Here is a 16,482-nt window from a genome sequence, read left to right on the forward strand (position 1 = left end):
CATAATGGTAACCGGAGGATACAAATCCTCCGGTTACCGATTAATAAATATTCTGATATATTTTACTGCATGTATTTATTAATGTGCGGATTTCATGATCGTCAAAATTATGGAAAGCTCGGCCAAAAATAAGAGAGGCAATGGCGCGCACTTCTGTAAATACTTGCATACCTTTTTCTGTAAGACGAACGTCCGTAACCCGTGCATCGTGTTCTGAAACAGAGGTGCTGATGAGATCTTCGTTTTCCATACGATAGATCAATTTGGTCATGGTAGAAATACGGATAACGGCCAAGTCTGCAATCCGGCCAATGGGCGCGTATTCGTGCTCGTGTAAAATAGCAAGCACACGCCATCGGGGAATATCCATGCCAATAGGCTTAAGATGTGCGTCCATGCGTATCTGGTAGAGGCTGACAAGACGGGTCAGGTGGAAAAAAGGCGAGGCATCGGAGGAAAAAAGTTGATCTTTAGGATCTGCCTGACGCCACACCTTGCCACTACGTGATTTTACCACAATCTCATTCCTCATGATGCACTGTAGAATGCTCTAGCCTTTTTGTATTGGCCTGTGAAGTAATCTGCTGCGCATATGCCGTGTGCCGACTTTGTGGGAATGTTTTTTATCGGCTTAAACTTCACTATGACAAAATAAGCCGAGGCTCGCTTCGAAATATTTTGAAGCCTAACGAATGGCCAGAATAAGACGCGGTAAAAACACTTTCTGTTCAATCAGTTATACGTGATGCCCGTATCTGCGTAATCCGATCTATCGTGAGGAGAAACAACGCGGAGAAATCTTCATGATTCAAAATTCTGTTGCCCCAGAATTCAGGGAAGCTCTGAAAGTCCTGCCATCCTTTGATGGTCTTTCGGATCAAAACCTCGCAGCAACCCGCAAGGCGTTTATCGCGGCTATTCGTAATGTGCCGGTTACCGAATATCCAGATGTCACTCTCGAAGAGTGTCATGTGCCCGGGCCTTCTGGCGCTCCAGATGTTCCGGTCGTGATTTACCGGCCCAAAGATAAACATCCACATGCACCAGCACTGGTTTACATTCATAGCGGCGGCATTGTCAGCGGTACGCCAGAAGTGGATGATGCCAGATGCCGACAGCTTGTGAACGAACTGGGCTTGGTGATCTTTTCAGTTGATTACCGTCTGGCGCCCGAGGCTCCATACCCAGCAGCGATAGAGGATTGTTATGCTGTTCTGAAGTGGGTTCATGAGCAATCCGCTCATTTGGGAATTGATCGTGATCGTCTGGTCATTGGTGGGGATAGTGCTGGGGGTGGTTTAACTGCCTGTCTTGCCTTGCTGGCACGAGACAGAGCAGAAGTGAAAGTTCTTTTCCAGTTGCTCATCTACCCCATGCTGGATGATCGAACGGGCACCACTGTCATGCCCTCGCCGGAACTGGGGCAGTATATATGGACCCGTTCTGCCAATCACTATGCATGGAATGCTTATTTGGGTAAGGCGCCTGGAAGCGCAGACGTTTCTGCATATGCAGCGGCGTTTCGCGCGAAAGATCTGGCAGGGCTGCCGCCAGCTTATATCGGGGTTGGGTCGCTAGACTTGTTTCTGGATGAGGATCTCGAATATGCACGGCGCTTGATGGCAGCAGGTGTGCCAACAGAAGTCTGTGTCGTTCCCGGTGCTTATCACGTGTTTGATGTATTCATTCCTGATGCACCATTGAGCATACAGTTCAGACACTCCTATTTTGCTGCTCTAAAACGCGTACTTTTCGTTTAGAAGCATCATTTTTCTGTTTTACAAAACCTAGGGCACATCATGATCTTCTGATCCATCAGACTTAATACGGGCATGCATGTGTTCAATGTGCTCAAAGTCAAAGCTATCGGATGGAAGACATCACCGAATGAGGTGATCATGATGGGGGTTTCCGTTATTATTTTCCGCAGTGAGTTCCGTTAGGTGTAGCAATACCTGCAGCAGAACGGTCCCGTGCGTGACCGTACCTCGGATCGTCGAGGAGCCGTTCTTGCTCTCGGCATTTGTGACGCAAGCTCGATAGGGGAATCGAGCCTGTAAAGAACGGAGTGCCTGTATTTTTGAAAGGAAAGGCAGATTGCTGAGTCTGCTGACCTCAAGCCACCCGAAACGAAACCTGAAGGTTTTTAGTTTTGAGCAAAAGTGGCGTCCCGTACGGGATTCGAACCCGTGTTGCCGCCGTGAAAGGGCGGTGTCCTAGGCCTCTAGACGAACGGGACAAGAGGCTGATGCGGCTTCCTACGAGAAAAACATCTTGAGCACAAGAAGATTCTTTAAGGTGCATATGCGTTTGGTAGGAAAATGCAGGCAAATGCTCAATTTGTGGCGGAATACGGACAGATGCATGGATAGGAGTAACGGAAAAAGACTGTTTTCAGCTGCAATAACGATGGTCAGGAATGATGAAGCAACGGTAATGCTGGTGCACGGGCTCAACAACAAACTGCGGAGAATATAAATTTCTCAAATGTTTTTTGGGCGTAAGCTAGACTTTGTTAGTAACATTCATACATTCTCTGGTTGCTTTTCGCCCCAAAAGTCAGGCGCTGGAAATCTTTTTTGTATTTAAGGTATCTGGACCCTTGCATCTGGAGCAGAAGCCTGCTTGCAGAGGCAGTATGCAAGGTTTGTCAGAAAATACAGGTTGGTTTCCCGTCGTGTTTCGCATGGAAGGCGAGCGGGTTCTTGTTGTGGGCGGCGGAAATGTAGCCGCCAGCAAGGTGCAGCTTCTTGTATCTACAGGTGCGCGGGTGGAAGTGCTTTCGGCTTCCTTGTGTTCCGAACTTGAGCGTATGGTGGATAAAGGTGCCATACACCATTTTGCGCAGGATACATCTGCGCAGGATTTGCAGCCGCGTCTTTCAGGCTGCCGTCTGGTTTATCTGGCAACCAATGACCGAGATCTGAATCAAACACTCGCAACTCTATGTAAGGCCCATAATGTGCCGGTTTGTGCGGTGGATGATCCGGCTATTTCCACATTTATTACGCCTGCATTGGTCACACGGGGGAAGGTGCAGGTAGCCATTTCTACCGGAGGTGCTGCGCCTGTTCTGGCCCGTAGGCTAAGAACAATGGTGGAGCGCGTTCTCCCGGAAGGGTTGCACCGTCTGGCGGACTTTATGTCCACCATGCGGGATGAACTGCGCCAACGTATTCCAGATACCTCTGAACGTCGGCAGCTATGGGAGCATTTTCTTGATGGAGAAGGTGCACGCGCGGCTTTGGCTGGAGATAAGGCTGAAGCCACACGCAACCTGCAGGAGTTGGAAGAGGGAAATGCTGCACGGGGCGAGGTCTGGTTGGTAGGAGCCGGGCCGGGTAATCCTGATTTGCTCACTCTGGCGGCTTTGCGGCTTATGCAGGATGCAGATGTTATTCTGTATGACAATCTGGTTGGCCCAGAAATTCTGAATTACGTGCGGCGAGATGCCGAACGTGTTTTTGTAGGCAAAAAGCGTAATCGCCATACATTGCCGCAAGAAGATATCAACCATGAACTGGTGCGTCGTGCGCAGGCTGGCCAACGGGTTTTGCGCCTGAAAGGCGGAGATCCCTTTATATTTGGCAGGGGCGGGGAAGAACTGGAAACACTGGTAGAGGCTGGTGTGCCTTTTCGGATTGTTCCAGGTATTTCTGCTGCCAATGGATGTGCCGCGTATGCCGGTATTCCCCTCACTCATCGTGATTGTGCACAGGCATGTCTGTTTATTACGGGGCATGCACGTGCAGATGGTGTGCTGAATTTGGAATGGGAAACTATTGCCCTAACAAATCAGACAGTGGTGATTTACATGGGGCTGACAATGATTTCTCAGCTTTGTGCCCAGCTTGTTAAGCACGGATTGCCTGAAAACTGGCCTGTTGCGGTGGTGGAAAAAGGTACTTTGCCAGAGCAAAGAGTATGTGAAGGCACGTTGGCAACGTTACCAGATCTGGTAGCAGAACAGCAGATACAAAGTCCGGCACTGGTGATTATAGGAGAGGTTGTACGCCATCGTGTGATCTCACCGCATCATTGATTGCAGATACAAGACCAAACCGTTGATATTTGCGGCATCTTTGGCTGCCGATTTTAAACCACTATCTATCGGGAAGACTGGATAGCGCATGACAAACACTTCATTCCCTCATGCAGATGCACCCAAACGGGCTGAAGCTGTGCTGGCGCAGTTGAAAGCGCAGTTTGGTGAACGTGTTTCGTGCAATGAATCCGTTTGTGAAGCCCATAGCCATGGAGAGGCCTTGCAGGTGTCCCGCATGCCAGCGGCTGTGGTGTTTGCTGAAAGCACGGCGGATGTATCCGAAGTGCTCAAGCTTTGCCATCATCATCAGGTTCCAGTGGTTGCATTTGGCGCAGGTACATCGGTGGAAGGGCATGTCACGCCACCAGAACATGCTATCAGTCTTGATCTTTCCCGTATGACAGAGGTGCTGGAAGTTAATCCGGCTGATCTGGATTGCCGCGTGCAGGCAGGTCTTACCCGGCAAGACTTGAATGTCCAGTTGCGGGATACAGGTCTGTTTTTTCCGGTTGATCCGGGTGGTGAAGCAACCTTGGGCGGCATGTGCGCCACGCGTGCTTCTGGCACAGCCGCGGTGCGTTACGGCACCATGAAGGAAAATGTGCTTGGACTAACAGTTGTTCTGGCAAATGGAGAAGTTATTCGTACTGGTGGGCGGGTGCGCAAGTCTTCCACCGGATATGATCTTACGTCTCTGTTCGTAGGGTCAGAAGGCACATTAGGGATTATTACAGAGGTGCAGTTGCGCCTGCACGGTATTCCTGAACAGCTTTCCGCTGCTATTTGCCAGTTCGAAAATCTGCATGATGCGGTCAGCACGGCTATTGAGATTATTCAGATGGGCGTGCCTATTGCCCGTGTGGAATTGATGGACGAAGTGCAGATGGCTGCAAGTATCAGCTATTCTGGCCTCACAGATTTGCAGCCTCTGACAACCCTGTTTTTTGAATTTGCGGGTGCACCAGAATCTGTGCGTGAACAGGTGAGTGTGACCGAAGATATTGCGTGCGAAAATAACGGTTTGCGCTTTATGTGGGCAGATACGGCCGATGAACGTGCGCGCCTTTGGAAGGCGCGGCATAATGCGTTCTGGGCAGCAAAGGCAATTGATCCATCAGCACGTGTTATCAGCACAGACTGCATTGTGCCCATTTCACGCCTGGCAGATCTGATAGATGGCGTTCGGCAGGATATTGCAGCTTCTGGCCTGCAGGCTGCTATTCTGGGGCATGTGGGTGATGGAAATTTCCACACTCTGATTATGACAGAAGATAGCGATGCCGGGCATGCGCGTGCGCTTGATCTTGACCGCAAGATTGTTGCACGTGCTCTGGCGATGGGTGGTTCATGCAGCGGTGAACATGGCGTAGGTTTGGGAAAGCTGGAGTTTCTGGAAACAGAGCACGGGGCGGGAGCGCTGTCTGTCATGCGGGCATTGAAAGCAACGCTGGATCCGCTGAACATTCTTAACCCTGGTAAACTATTGCCAGAAGGGCCTGTGTTCAAAGGGTAAGGAGCGTTCAGGCAACTTACCCGTATAAACTTGACATCTGCGTGTTATTTTCTGTTTATACACACAAAATCGTATTTATCTGAAATGGACTATAAATCATGTCTTCGTCCTTTTTATCCCGTAGGGTAATGCTTGCCGGAATGGGCGTGGCCATGATGGCCCCCTACGGTGTTGCACGTGCTGATGGTCAGGTTCTGCGTATCGGCATTATTGCTGGTGAGGATGAAGATGTCTGGCGCGTGGTGGCTGAAAACGCTGCCAAGGAAGGTCTGACCCTCAAGATCATCCCGTTTTCAGATTACAATGCACCGAACGAAGCATTGGCTGAACACGAACTGGATGCAAATGCCTTTCAGCATGGGCCTTTTCTGGAAGCGCAAAACAAGGCCAAGAATTTCCATATCGTGCCTGTAGGTAACACCTATCTGTCTCCCATAGGTCTGTATTCTCGGCGCTGGAAATCTGTTGCGGAATTACCAAACAAGGCCGTGATTGGTGTGCCGAATGACCCGACGAATGAGGGGCGCGCCCTTTTGCTGTTGCAGAAATTGGGGCTGATCAAAGTGGCGGAAGATGCCGGTCTGGTGCCCACAGCGTTAGATATTACCGAAAATCCACGCCAGATTTCTGTAAAAGAAATGGATGCCGGAATGGTGGGGCGCGCGCTGCCAGATATGGATGCGGCTGTGGTGAATACAGATTGGGCCAACAAAGCGGGTATTGATCTGCAAAAAGAGCGGATTGCACAGGAAGCCCCGCAAAATAACCCGTATGTCTGCTTTATTGCTGTGAATGAGACAGACAAAAATGCACCGTGGGTCAGCAAGCTTGTTTCAGCTTTTCAGCAAGATAATGTCAAACAGGCGTTGGTGCAGGCATTTCATGGTGCGGTTGTGCCGGGTTGGTCATGAGTCTTTTACAGGTTGAACATCTTACCCGCTCATTTGGCGGGCAGCCTGCCCTCAAGGATATTTCTTTTACGGTGGGCAAGGGCGATAGCCTTGGCATCATCGGGCGTTCAGGGGCGGGAAAGTCCACCTTGTTGCGGTGCCTATGCGGGCTGGATCGTCCTCAATCCGGACGTATTCTGCTGGAAGGGCAGGATCTGGCAGTTCTGCCAGAATCTCAGATCATTCCCTTGCGGCGGCGTATCGGGCTGGTGTTTCAGCATTTCAATTTGCTGACATCCCGCACCGTTGCCGCCAATGTGGCTTTGCCATTGGAAATTGCAGGTATCCCACGTGATCAGCGGGTAAAACGTGTCGCAGAACTGCTTGATCTAGTGGGGTTGGCTGATCACGCCAATAAATATCCTGCCATGTTATCTGGCGGGCAAAAGCAGCGTGTTGGTATTGCCCGTGCCCTTGCAGCACAACCTGCCTTGCTGTTGTGCGATGAAGCAACTTCTGCGCTAGACCCGGAAACAACAGAGTCGATATTGGCTTTGTTAAACAGCATCAATCGTGAATTGGGGCTGACCATTGTTTTTATCACGCATGAAATGGACGTTGTGCGTGCATTGGCCAAGCATGTTCTGGTGCTGGATCATGGTCGGATCATAGCACGTGGTCTGCCCGCTGATATTTTGGAAGAAACAAGCCTGCAAGCTGCTTTACCCCCCAATATGGAACGTAGCCCGCAGGAAGGTAGCCACGCAGTGGTAAGACTAACGGTGGATCAAAACCTGATTATGGCACCGTTACTGCAAAATGTGCAGGAGATGTGCCAGACACAGGCTTCCTTATTACGAGTTATTCCTGCCGAAGATGCAGAATATCAGGTTTTGGATGTTCTTTTACAGGTTGGGGATGTTTCTGTCGCAACCATGAACTTTCTTCAGCAAAATTGTCATGCAGCAGAAGTGGTAGGCTATGTCCCGGCTCATTCTTGATCTGCTATGGCACGCCACTGGCGAAACGCTGATAATGGTGTTGGTATCCGGTTTTATTGCGGTTCTTTTTGGGCTGCCATTAGCCGTTTTTATGGTTGTAGCTGGGCGAGGCGGCCTTTATCCATTGCCGGTGCTGCCACGTTTGCTTGGTGTGGTGATTGATGCCATCCGGGCTGTGCCATTTATTATTCTGCTGGTGCTGCTTATTCCATTTACCCGAATGGTCGTGGGCAGTGCGTTGGGCACAACTGCTGCCATTGTCCCGCTTTCCATTGCCGCTATTCCGTATTTTGCGCGCATTGCTGAGGTTTCCCTGCGGGAAGTCGATCACGGATTGGTTGATGCCGTGCGCGCCATGGGCGGAACGCGCTGGATGGTTATCCGGTATGTTTTGCTACCAGAAAGCATGCCTGCGCTTGTATCCGGCATAACAGTTACACTGGTAACCTTGGTGGGTGCATCAGCCATGGCAGGCACTATTGGTGCCGGTGGTTTGGGGGATCTGGCTATTCGCTATGGTTATCAGCGCTTCAATACAACAGTGATGTTAGGGGTGGTCGCTGTATTGATTGTGTTGGTGACGGGTATGCAGGCCTTGGGTAACTGGCTTTCACGTATATTGCGTCATTCAGAACGTACCAGAAATGCAGACTAAGATTGGAAGAATCTTCTCTCTATTCTTAATCGAATAGAGAGAAGATTATAAAATTAAATTCCTACAAGTTCTGCATCAGCAGCAGATCCAAAGAATTCATAGTGGATCTGGTTTTCTGGCACGCCAGCTTCGGTAAGAACTTTAATCATGTCCCGCATAAAGCTATCAGGCCCACAGATATTGTAATCTGTGGTGATATCTACACGAGGTTTAAGCCATTCTGCAGTGATTCTGCCTTCATGCAACTTTACGTTCTTGTTCGAACGATTTGTGGGCACGGGAGAATGGCTATAGAAAATATCAGCTTCAAGCGCATCTTTTTCAGCCAAAGTGTAGATGTAATCTGTAAATGCTTCATCCTGTGCAGTGTGCACGCCGTGGATGTAGTGGATATTGCGCTTGGTTCCATCCTTCAGAAACGCGCCGAGGGTAGAAATAAAAGGTGTTTGTCCAACACCTGCACACAGCAGAACAATTTTGCTGTTTTGCTCTGTTCCAGGCGTAAAGTCTCCCGCTGGTGCAGAAACGTCCAGAACCTGCCCTTCTTGCACGGTATCATGCAGCCATTGAGAAACCACACCACCATCCGCGCGGCGCACACTAATGCGGTAATGATCTGCGCCGGGTTCGGAAGAAATACTGTAGTTACGGCGTTGTGAGCCGTGCCTCGGAACATCTAGCTTGAAGCTGAGATATTGCCCGGCTTCGTGTTTCATAATGGGTTTGTTATCCACGGGCACCAGTTCGAAGGACGTGATGGTATGACTTTCACGCACTTTGCGGCGCACCGTAAACGGGCGCCAGCCTACCCATCCGCCAGGGGCTGCGGCATGTTCTTCGTAAATCTGTTTTTCACGGCCCATGAGAATGTCTGCCAAGAACCAGTAAGCCTTACCCCATGCTTCCAGAATTTCGGGTGTGGCAGCGTCACCCAGCACATGAGCAATTGCTCCCAAAAGTGCATCAGCTACGTAGGGGTAATGTTTGGGCAGAATATTTAGCCCAACATGTTTTTCGGCAATACGTTCAACCATACCGCCCAAAGCGCCAAGGTTATCAATGTTACGCGCATAAGCCAGCACAGCCAGAGCAAGGGCTTTAGGTTGTTCACCATCTTTTTGGTGAGACATGTTGAAAAGGTCCCGAATATCGGGGTTGGACAGCAGGCGTTTGTACATTTCCTGCGTAATATCTAGCCCATGTGCTTCAAGAGCTGGAACACAGGCCTTTATAATTGAGAGTGTTTTTGCATCAAGCGGAGAAGGCATGGAGAAGATCCTATAAAATGTATTTAATATACATCTTATAGGCACATAAAAAGGTGTCAATACGATGCATCTTTTGTGCGGAGATGGCTGCATTGTGGTGCACGCAATATTTAGGTGTATGAGCGCACTATATTTAGGATATTATGTTAGATAATGGTTAATATTAAACGATTTATGAAAAAAGAGATTTTTTGATTTTGCATTTCTGTAAATCTAAGCTTACTTACTGCACATAACAAAATATGTTATCAGGTTATTAAGTTTGTAATGATCTGCCATACTTTGCAGAGCATGAAATATGGCAACCATAAAATATTGGGTATGCTACAAGAACCACGGTAACTCTGGAGCAATGGATATAAAGAACAATGGCTGACCAGGACGACGTTATTTCACCCGGGATAGATCTTGGGCAAAGAATCAAGATCCTGCGTAAATCCGCTGGACTAACACAGCAGCAGGTTGCAGACGCGCTGGGGGTTTCAAGGCCGGCTATCGCTTTTTGGGAAACCGGACGGGAAGGAAGTGCCAGAAAACATATTCCCAAACTGGCGGCACTTTTTAATGTTGACCCGGAAATTTTTCTGACAGGCTATGTGCAGGAAGATATTGAGCTGGTGATTACGCCAGATGAACATGATGTGATCCGCCTTTACCGTATGCTTGATCCATCTCGTAAAGTATCTGCGCAGAAGTGGTTGGAACGGCAGGCGCGGATGGCCCGGCAGGAAGACTGAATTTATCAGACAGATTTTGATATATCAGGTCACTTCTTTTCAGTGTTTATGGACAAAAACCTTCATAAATACTGAAAAGAAGTGACCTTGATGAAGTTGCTATTTAAAGCAGCTCTAAGGCCAGTGCTGCTGCAGAAGCGACATCGTGCCTTAAGGCTACAACATTGCCCTTCCCATCAGGGTGAACCCGGTTTGTTAAAATAAGAACAAAGCTATCTGTTTGCGGGACCAGCCACAAAGAGGTGCCGGTAAATCCGGTATGGCCAAAAGATCCTACAGGAAAGTAATCCCCTCGTGGGGTAGAATAATGGGTATTAATGTCCCACCCCAAACCGCGTTGGTCAGTTTTGTCCGCAGGTTGTTGCGGAGATGACATCATAACCAGTGTTTCTGCCTTGAGCGGAAAAGAAGAAGGCTGCCCGGCACGTTTGTTCAGCAGCGCAATGGCGTAGCGGGTCATGTCATCCGCGCAGGAAAATAAACCTGCATGGCCTGCAATACCCCCCATTCGGCGTGTTGTGGGGTCATGCACAATACCGCGAAGAAGGTTTCCTTTTTCATCGTACTGGGTGGGGGCAATTGTACTGTAAAGTGTTGGTGCCGGAGCAAAAAAGGTTCTTTTTAAGCCCAGTGGTTTGAGAATATTTTGAGTTGCATAGTCTTGTAAGGTCAGGCCAGAGAGCTTTTCTATAATTAGACCAAGCAGAATGAAGTTGATGTCACTGTAGATAAACTGTTCTCCTGCAGGATGAATGGGTGCGCAGGAAAATGCCATCTGTATAGCCGTGTTACGGCCTACCCATGGTGTTGAAAGATCCAGATCTGGCGGCAACCCGGAATAGTGGGTGAGTAACTGGCGGACAGTAATATCCTGTTTACCCTGACCGGAAAAGGCAGGAAGGTAATGGCAAACAGGAACATCCAGTTGCACTAAGTGGCGTTCATAAAGCTGCATGATGGCAGGTGCCGTAATAAGCACTTTGGTAAGAGACGCCATATCAAACAGCGTATCCCATGTCATTGCTTCTGGGTGGGGCACAAGTGCGCGTTGCCCAAATACACCTTTCCAAACCACTTGGCCTTGATGACCAATGGCAGCAACAGCTCCGGGAGTTTTGTTGGTTTTGATAGCTTCCTGAAAAATCTGTTCCACTTGTGCAAAATGGTTTTTTGTATCGGAGGCCATACTGTTCTTTATCGGCATGTAGAACAGGTTTGTCATGCCCAACAGCAGAATACGGCGGCTAAAAGCGGAAGAGGGCATACTTGTTCTGCCTTATAATAAAATGCGGTTTGTTTAAGAGGCGACGAATCTGAATGTGATATTCAGGCGTGTTTCTCCTGTTCGGATATGTGCGCCAGAACGGATGGGTTTAACCCCATGAAAGCGTAGGCGATCAGGCCCACCCCACACCAGCACATCTCCATCTTTGAGCAGAATTTGCCGGGTAGGGTCTGATCTTTTGAGGCCACCCCATAGAAAAGTTGCTTCCAAGCCAAATGAGAGAGAAACTACGGGCTGATCCGTGCACCCTTCATCGCGGTCCTGATGAAGGCCCATACGGGCGCCGGGGCTGTAAGAATTGATAAGGCAGGCATTTGGTTGAAATTGTGCAAAGCCTGCTTTCTGGGCAGCCTTGTGAGCCAAGGCTTGAAAGATAGCAGGCATATCTGGCCAAGGCTGGCCAGTAAAAGGGTTTACCTTGGTATAGCTGTAGCCTTGTGCTGTGCTGATCCAGCCAAATGTGCCGCAACATGTCATGGCAACGGACATCTGCCCTCCGCCCGGAGTATGCATTTTTCTAAATGGTGCTTGCTGCGCAATGTGATGAATAGCCAGCATACAGGTTTCAGCATCGTGCAAGGCAAAACCAGGCAATAATACTGCTCCGGCATCTAATTGCACATAATCTGGCCGTGTATCAGGCAAAAGAAAATCCAGTTGCGCGGGGCGATTGTCTTTCATGCTGAAAGCTCTGCGTGGAAAGTGTTTGCGGTGGTGTGCGCACTCTGGCACAGCATGCAAAGAGTATAGCAGCACCTACGTTTGAAACAGAAGGAGCAGATTCCCAGCAATGTCGGTTTCTGGTCGGGATATGATGTTTATCGGTGGCATTCCGGCTGTTATCAGCTTTAATGCCAGTAGCCGTATGTTTCGTGGGGTTTTTATAGGCCTGAACGCAGAGGTGGATTTTCTGGCGCGTTCCCCTATGGATTTACAACCGCAGGGCGAGGCGGCTTTGCATGTGTTTTTGGAAACATGCCGCCAGCAGAATCGTTCTCCTTTGCTTGCACGGCAAGCGGGGCAAAAAGGGTATCTGCTTGAAGATATATATGCAGAGCTGGAAGAGCCTGCACGCCAGAAGGGAATAGATTTGTATCAGCTTGTGCGGGTACAGACACAGGAATTTCAGAACACAGAAAATCGAAAAAAGAATTCAACCGTTTTTCTGAATTTTTAATAAGAACGGCTCAATTATTTAAGGAAAAAGGGAAGGCTTGCTCCACGCCTTCCCTTTTTAATATCTGGTGTGTCTCAGGCCGTTGTATTGGCCGGAATATTCTGTTTGGCGGGTGCCATTACGGACACAAGTGCAACCATGGCAATATTGATAGCCAGAGAAAGAAGGCCCGTAGAAACGTTGCCTGAAAATACCCCCAGATGAACAGGGTGAATAGGTTTCAGGCCGTCCATCCAGCACATGCCAACGCCAAAAACTGTGCCTACAGCCCATCCTGTCAGCATGGCGGCTGCAGAAAAGCGCACGCGCAACAGGCCCAGAATAAGTGCCGGGAATGTTTGTAGAATAAACACGCCCCCCAGAAGCTGGAAATCAATGGCAAACTGCGCGTTCAGGAACAATACGCAAACCAGTGCGCCAATTTTCACGATGAAAGCTGTAATACGGCTTGTGCGCACCGGGTTGGCCTGTGCAGGAAGCAAATTATTGGTAACCAGATTTGCCGCGCCAATGGCCATAACGGCAGCAGGCACCAATGCGCCCACGGCAATGGCAGCAAGGCAAAAACCGGCAAACCATGCAGGAAAGACACTTTGGAACAGCATTGGCACAACCATGGATGCATTGGTGGTGTGAATGCCAGCCGCATGCGCCATAAAGCCCAACATGGCGATAAGGCCTAATACAATGGTGTACGCAGGCAAAAAGACGGCGTTCTGTTTAATGGTATCTGCCGAACGAGATGCCAGAATACCTGTAAGTGTATGTGGATATAAAAATGCAGCCAGAGCGGAAGAAAGCGCGAGTGTGGCATAAGCTAAGCTTTGTCCGGTTTTAAGCACCGTATCCGCATGTGCAGCCGTGGCAAACAGGGCGCTATAGCCGCCAGTGTGCAGGGGAATAACCGTTACCGCCACCAGCACGGCAATATAGATCATAATATCCTTGATAAAGGCCGTAAGTGCCGGAGCATGTAGCCCACCCAACCATGTGTAAGCGGCTAGAGAAATAAAGGCGATAATAAGCGGTAGATCGCCCGGAAGCCCTAGAGCCTGCACCACGGTGCGAATACCAATAAGCTGGAGCGCAATATAGGGCATAACGGCTACCAGCCCTGTTAAGGCGACTACAACCTCCAGTGCCCGGCTGTTAAAGCGCGCTTTAACAATATCAGCCGCCGTGGCGTGCCCGCCTGCACGTGCAATCTTCCAAAGCTTCGGCATAACCAGAAAAATAAAGGGGTAGACAATAATGGTATAAGGCAGCGCAAAGAATCCATATGCCCCCGCAGCATATACCAGTGCTGGCACTGCAATAACGGTGTATGCTGTGTAGAAATCTCCCCCTACCAGAAACCACGTGACCCACGGTCCAAATTCTCGCCCGCCGAGAGACCATTCTTCATGGCTGTTAGCATCACGCTTGGCGTGGAACAGGCTGCGTATCCATTGTATGGAACTGCCAACCACAATGGTGGCAGCAAAAAAGAAAACAAAAACGCCAAGCGCCCAAGGGTTTATGGTGTTCATGTGTTTTGTCCCTTTTTCCAGACAACCCAGATAAGGGCAGAGGTTACGGGTACCCAGGCGAATTGGTACCAATAGAAAAAGGGAAAACCCCATAAAACAGGATCGTACCTGTTATACAGAGGTGTCCAGAGCAACCCCAAAAAGGGCAGGGCAAGCAGGAAGTTCAGATATTTCATTACAGAAAACCCGGTCATTTTGTTTTTTTTGTTCGTGACCGGGATAAGAATGGCGATGAAAGTTACCGCCTGTCAATTATTCTGTATGTCTTTTTGGTTTGAGAAACCAAGCTGTGTCTTTTCCACTACAAGTGGGTTTACTGCCTGTGGTGGAGCAGAAAAAGGACCCACTGTTTTAGCGTGTAGCGCTGTGCTTTTTATTCTGTAAAACTTGGTTCAGCTTATCGCCATATTGCCGATAGCTACCCTCTGGCACGCAGCCCATTTCTTCCAGATCTGCCAGATCCGCACCGTGATTGATCCACATATTCACTTCGCGTGAATCAATAGAGGCTGGGATTTCACGTGGTTCATAAACGATAGGTGGATTGTCACCTTCCGCAGCACCAAAAAGCATAAAGCTATCTGGTTCTGGTGTCTTGCTGGCACTTAGGCTGATTTCACCGCAGACAACCTGCTTTTTTTCTGCATTAGGGTGCGTGGTAATGGCGCGGAAAAAAGGATGTGTATCCGGGAATCGTTTTGTCAGTGTTTTAAGGGTATTTTTTACAAAAGGAGATGCTTTTTTATCGCTACCGTCGATAATGGTTTGTGCACTCGCAGAACAGGCTAGTCCCGGCGTGCCAAGGGCAGCAAGCAACAGGCTGAATGCCAGAAAGCGTTTCATGGTTTAAGTCTTTCCTGTTCAATGGAATGTATTAAGCAATATTATACTGCACTTTCGTGTTTAAAACAGCTCTCGCCTTCCATGGCGTAATGCCGCCGCAACTTAACCGGCCCCCTTGTTGAGGAGCAGGTACACCAGTGGTGGATGGCAGAGATAAAGGTAACCCATACAGGCTTCTGACTGCCAGAAAGCCAAAGCATTCGGCTTCCAGCGCATCTCCGTTCCATCCCAGAGTTTCTGCCGGAAATACGCCGCCAGAAAGGCGTTGTGTAAGTGCCTCCATCATTGCTGGATTATGCCGGCCACCCCCACATACAAACCATGCCTTTGGCTGTTCAGGCAAAGGAGTGCGGGCAATGGTTTCTGCCGTAAAGGCAACCAATGTGGCAGCTCCATCTGCGGGAGAGAGTGCAGCAATATCCTGCAAGGCAGTATGAAAGCTCAGCCTGTCGAGAGATTTAGGGGCGGGTTTGCTAAAAAATGGATGTGCCAACAACTGCTGCAGAATAGGTGCTGAAACCTTACCGTTGCGTGCCAATTGCCCATCTTTATCGTAGGGAATGCCTGTATGGCGGAAAGTCCAGTCATCCAGCAGGGCATTTCCGGGGCCTGTATCACAAGCCAGAATCTCACCTTCTGAAGTCAGCAGAGTAAGATTGGCAACGCCTCCGATGTTTAGAATTGCAACAGGTCGCGGCTGATCATGCAGCAGAGCGGCATGATATAAAGGAGCTAAAGGTGCACCTTCTCCGCCAGCCTGAACGTCTGCTGTGCGAAAGTCATGGATAACTGGTAAATCCGTAGCAGAAGAAAGGGCAATGGCATTGCCGATCTGCCATGTGCGTCCAGGCTGGTGCAAAATGGTCTGACCATGAAAGCCAATAATATCGGCAGGCATATCAGGTGCCATCTGGCGGAGTTGCTGTACAGCTATGGCATGCACTTCTGTCAGATCATGTTCTGCAGACAGTAACGCTGGGTCAGAAGGTGCAAGCTGGGGTGCCGCATCCAGTATGTGGCGCAGACGTGCCCGTAACTCTGGCGTATAAGGTACGGTTAGGGCAGGGCCATGCCGCAATATACGTGTGCCATCGGTTTGTATAAGTGCGGCATCTACGCCATCAAGCGATGTGCCACTCATAAGCCCTATGGCAGTAAGATGAGGTCGCGCAGGCATAGCGTTAATGTGCCGCGTTTATATCTAGCCCGGTACGTAACTGGCCGGTTGGCACGTCCCATAATAGAATGCGGTCTTGCCCATGTTCTGTAACATGCAGGGCCAACATATTGTCCCGCACACGTGTTACGCTTAACAACTGCTCACCTGCAGGTAACGTCGCATGTGCTGTGGGAAGGCTAGCAGTTGGTGCAGCATCCGATAATGCAACAGGTGGAAGGTTAGGGGGGACAGGCTTACTGCTCATGCGATGAATAAGTACGCCTGCCAGTACAACAACGCCCACCACAATCAGCACACCCATGCCGATAACGGCCACAAGTAAGGCTTTGGGTGTTTTGTATTCCTGTGGTTCTTCCATT

At 49.4% G+C, this 16,482-nt stretch carries 17 protein-coding genes and 1 tRNA gene; 8 read left to right on the plus strand and 10 right to left on the minus strand.

All coding sequences use genetic code 11. From position 1 onward, the window contains the following. Window positions 1–40: 40 nt before the first annotated feature. Entirely contained in the window at window positions 41–517 is a 477-nt protein-coding gene (locus tag FCN51_RS21205) for a MarR family winged helix-turn-helix transcriptional regulator (RefSeq protein ID WP_236661206.1), read from the minus strand. A 286-nt stretch (window positions 518–803) separates the two neighbouring features. Between FCN51_RS21205 and FCN51_RS21210 the strand changes: the two genes are divergently transcribed. Then, window positions 804–1,760, plus strand: a complete 957-nt coding sequence (locus FCN51_RS21210; protein ID WP_160256789.1) for an alpha/beta hydrolase — start codon at window positions 804–806, stop codon at window positions 1,758–1,760. A gap of 403 nt (window positions 1,761–2,163) precedes the next feature. On the opposite strand, the gene FCN51_RS21215 is transcribed toward FCN51_RS21210, so the two are convergent. Continuing rightward, window positions 2,164–2,239, minus strand: a tRNA-Glu gene (locus FCN51_RS21215). 399 nt (window positions 2,240–2,638) lie between these two features. Here FCN51_RS21215 and cysG point away from each other — a divergent pair. From cysG to FCN51_RS21240, 5 genes are all read left to right on the plus strand, one after another. Then, window positions 2,639–4,042 carry a siroheme synthase CysG gene (gene cysG, locus FCN51_RS21220; RefSeq protein WP_160256790.1) on the plus strand — a complete coding sequence of 468 codons (1,404 nt, stop codon included), beginning with the start codon at window positions 2,639–2,641 and terminating at the stop codon, window positions 4,040–4,042. Between the two features lie 88 nt (window positions 4,043–4,130). Then, window positions 4,131–5,558 (plus strand): FAD-binding oxidoreductase, encoded by a 1,428-nt coding sequence (locus FCN51_RS21225; protein WP_160256791.1) that lies wholly within the window; start codon window positions 4,131–4,133, stop codon window positions 5,556–5,558. A 98-nt stretch (window positions 5,559–5,656) separates the two neighbouring features. Next, window positions 5,657–6,469 carry a MetQ/NlpA family ABC transporter substrate-binding protein gene (locus tag FCN51_RS21230; RefSeq protein WP_160256792.1) on the plus strand — a complete coding sequence of 271 codons (813 nt, stop codon included), beginning with the start codon at window positions 5,657–5,659 and terminating at the stop codon, window positions 6,467–6,469. Then, complete coding sequence (locus FCN51_RS21235; RefSeq protein WP_003626376.1) at window positions 6,466–7,449, plus strand: methionine ABC transporter ATP-binding protein; 984 nt, start codon at window positions 6,466–6,468, stop codon at window positions 7,447–7,449. Before FCN51_RS21230 ends, FCN51_RS21235 begins: the two co-directional genes overlap by 4 nt. Further along, window positions 7,430–8,104 carry a methionine ABC transporter permease gene (locus tag FCN51_RS21240; protein WP_160256793.1) on the plus strand — a complete coding sequence of 225 codons (675 nt, stop codon included), beginning with the start codon at window positions 7,430–7,432 and terminating at the stop codon, window positions 8,102–8,104. The genes FCN51_RS21235 and FCN51_RS21240 overlap by 20 nt, the downstream gene beginning before the upstream one ends. A gap of 53 nt (window positions 8,105–8,157) precedes the next feature. On the opposite strand, the gene hmpA is transcribed toward FCN51_RS21240, so the two are convergent. Beyond that, a complete protein-coding gene (gene hmpA, locus FCN51_RS21245) occupies window positions 8,158–9,372 on the minus strand; it encodes an NO-inducible flavohemoprotein (protein ID WP_160256794.1) in 1,215 nt (404 codons plus the stop codon). A 368-nt stretch (window positions 9,373–9,740) separates the two neighbouring features. On the opposite strand from hmpA, the gene FCN51_RS21250 reads away from it, so the two are divergent. Further along, window positions 9,741–10,109, plus strand: a complete 369-nt coding sequence (locus FCN51_RS21250) for a helix-turn-helix domain-containing protein (RefSeq protein WP_003626381.1) — start codon at window positions 9,741–9,743, stop codon at window positions 10,107–10,109. Between the two features lie 103 nt (window positions 10,110–10,212). Here FCN51_RS21250 and FCN51_RS21255 read toward each other — a convergent pair whose 3' ends face one another. Both FCN51_RS21255 and alkB read right to left on the minus strand, forming a co-directional pair. Beyond that, window positions 10,213–11,373 (minus strand): serine hydrolase domain-containing protein, encoded by a 1,161-nt coding sequence (locus tag FCN51_RS21255; protein WP_160256795.1) that lies wholly within the window; start codon window positions 11,371–11,373, stop codon window positions 10,213–10,215. A gap of 33 nt (window positions 11,374–11,406) precedes the next feature. Beyond that, entirely contained in the window at window positions 11,407–12,075 is a 669-nt protein-coding gene (gene alkB / locus FCN51_RS21260) for a DNA oxidative demethylase AlkB (protein WP_160256796.1), read from the minus strand. 109 nt (window positions 12,076–12,184) lie between these two features. On the opposite strand from alkB, the gene FCN51_RS21265 reads away from it, so the two are divergent. Next, window positions 12,185–12,571, plus strand: coding sequence for a hypothetical protein (locus FCN51_RS21265; RefSeq protein ID WP_003626388.1), 387 nt, complete (start codon window positions 12,185–12,187; stop codon window positions 12,569–12,571). Window positions 12,572–12,645: 74 nt separating this feature from the next. Here FCN51_RS21265 and FCN51_RS21270 read toward each other — a convergent pair whose 3' ends face one another. The 5 genes from FCN51_RS21270 to FCN51_RS21290 all read right to left on the minus strand — a co-directional run bounded on the left by FCN51_RS21270 (window position 12,646) and on the right by FCN51_RS21290 (window position 16,481). Then, window positions 12,646–14,100, minus strand: coding sequence for a sodium:solute symporter family protein (locus tag FCN51_RS21270; protein ID WP_160256797.1), 1,455 nt, complete (start codon window positions 14,098–14,100; stop codon window positions 12,646–12,648). After that, entirely contained in the window at window positions 14,097–14,294 is a 198-nt protein-coding gene (locus FCN51_RS21275) for a DUF3311 domain-containing protein (RefSeq protein WP_003626393.1), read from the minus strand. Before FCN51_RS21275 ends, FCN51_RS21270 begins: the two co-directional genes overlap by 4 nt. Before the next feature lie 157 nt (window positions 14,295–14,451). Next, window positions 14,452–14,943, minus strand: a complete 492-nt coding sequence (locus FCN51_RS21280) for a hypothetical protein (protein WP_160256798.1) — start codon at window positions 14,941–14,943, stop codon at window positions 14,452–14,454. Between the two features lie 31 nt (window positions 14,944–14,974). Continuing rightward, window positions 14,975–16,120 carry an anhydro-N-acetylmuramic acid kinase gene (locus FCN51_RS21285; RefSeq protein ID WP_160256799.1) on the minus strand — a complete coding sequence of 382 codons (1,146 nt, stop codon included), beginning with the start codon at window positions 16,118–16,120 and terminating at the stop codon, window positions 14,975–14,977. 4 nt (window positions 16,121–16,124) lie between these two features. Next, window positions 16,125–16,481, minus strand: coding sequence for a DUF6476 family protein (locus FCN51_RS21290; protein WP_160256800.1), 357 nt, complete (start codon window positions 16,479–16,481; stop codon window positions 16,125–16,127). Window position 16,482 lies beyond the last annotated feature (1 nt).

This window comes from Acetobacter pasteurianus, assembly GCF_009914215.2.
Lineage (GTDB): Bacteria > Pseudomonadota > Alphaproteobacteria > Acetobacterales > Acetobacteraceae > Acetobacter > Acetobacter pasteurianus.

Excerpts from the sequence above, each read along its gene's own strand:
- FCN51_RS21210 (WP_160256789.1), top strand. The coding sequence starts at position 804 with ATGATTCAAAATTCTGTTGCCCCAGAATTCAGGGAAGCTCTGAAAGTC.
- cysG (WP_160256790.1), top strand. The coding sequence starts at position 2,639 with ATGCAAGGTTTGTCAGAAAATACAGGTTGGTTTCCCGTCGTGTTTCGC.
- FCN51_RS21225 (WP_160256791.1), top strand. The coding sequence starts at position 4,131 with ATGACAAACACTTCATTCCCTCATGCAGATGCACCCAAACGGGCTGAA.
- FCN51_RS21230 (WP_160256792.1), top strand. The coding sequence starts at position 5,657 with ATGTCTTCGTCCTTTTTATCCCGTAGGGTAATGCTTGCCGGAATGGGC.
- FCN51_RS21235 (WP_003626376.1), top strand. The coding sequence starts at position 6,466 with ATGAGTCTTTTACAGGTTGAACATCTTACCCGCTCATTTGGCGGGCAG.
- FCN51_RS21240 (WP_160256793.1), top strand. The coding sequence starts at position 7,430 with ATGTCCCGGCTCATTCTTGATCTGCTATGGCACGCCACTGGCGAAACG.
- hmpA (WP_160256794.1), bottom strand. The coding sequence starts at position 9,372 with ATGCCTTCTCCGCTTGATGCAAAAACACTCTCAATTATAAAGGCCTGT.
- FCN51_RS21250 (WP_003626381.1), top strand. The coding sequence starts at position 9,741 with ATGGCTGACCAGGACGACGTTATTTCACCCGGGATAGATCTTGGGCAA.
- FCN51_RS21255 (WP_160256795.1), bottom strand. The coding sequence starts at position 11,373 with ATGCCCTCTTCCGCTTTTAGCCGCCGTATTCTGCTGTTGGGCATGACA.
- alkB (WP_160256796.1), bottom strand. The coding sequence starts at position 12,075 with ATGAAAGACAATCGCCCCGCGCAACTGGATTTTCTTTTGCCTGATACA.
- FCN51_RS21265 (WP_003626388.1), top strand. The coding sequence starts at position 12,185 with ATGTCGGTTTCTGGTCGGGATATGATGTTTATCGGTGGCATTCCGGCT.
- FCN51_RS21270 (WP_160256797.1), bottom strand. The coding sequence starts at position 14,100 with ATGAACACCATAAACCCTTGGGCGCTTGGCGTTTTTGTTTTCTTTTTT.
- FCN51_RS21275 (WP_003626393.1), bottom strand. The coding sequence starts at position 14,294 with ATGACCGGGTTTTCTGTAATGAAATATCTGAACTTCCTGCTTGCCCTG.
- FCN51_RS21280 (WP_160256798.1), bottom strand. The coding sequence starts at position 14,943 with ATGAAACGCTTTCTGGCATTCAGCCTGTTGCTTGCTGCCCTTGGCACG.
- FCN51_RS21285 (WP_160256799.1), bottom strand. The coding sequence starts at position 16,120 with ATGCCTGCGCGACCTCATCTTACTGCCATAGGGCTTATGAGTGGCACA.
- FCN51_RS21290 (WP_160256800.1), bottom strand. The coding sequence starts at position 16,481 with ATGGAAGAACCACAGGAATACAAAACACCCAAAGCCTTACTTGTGGCC.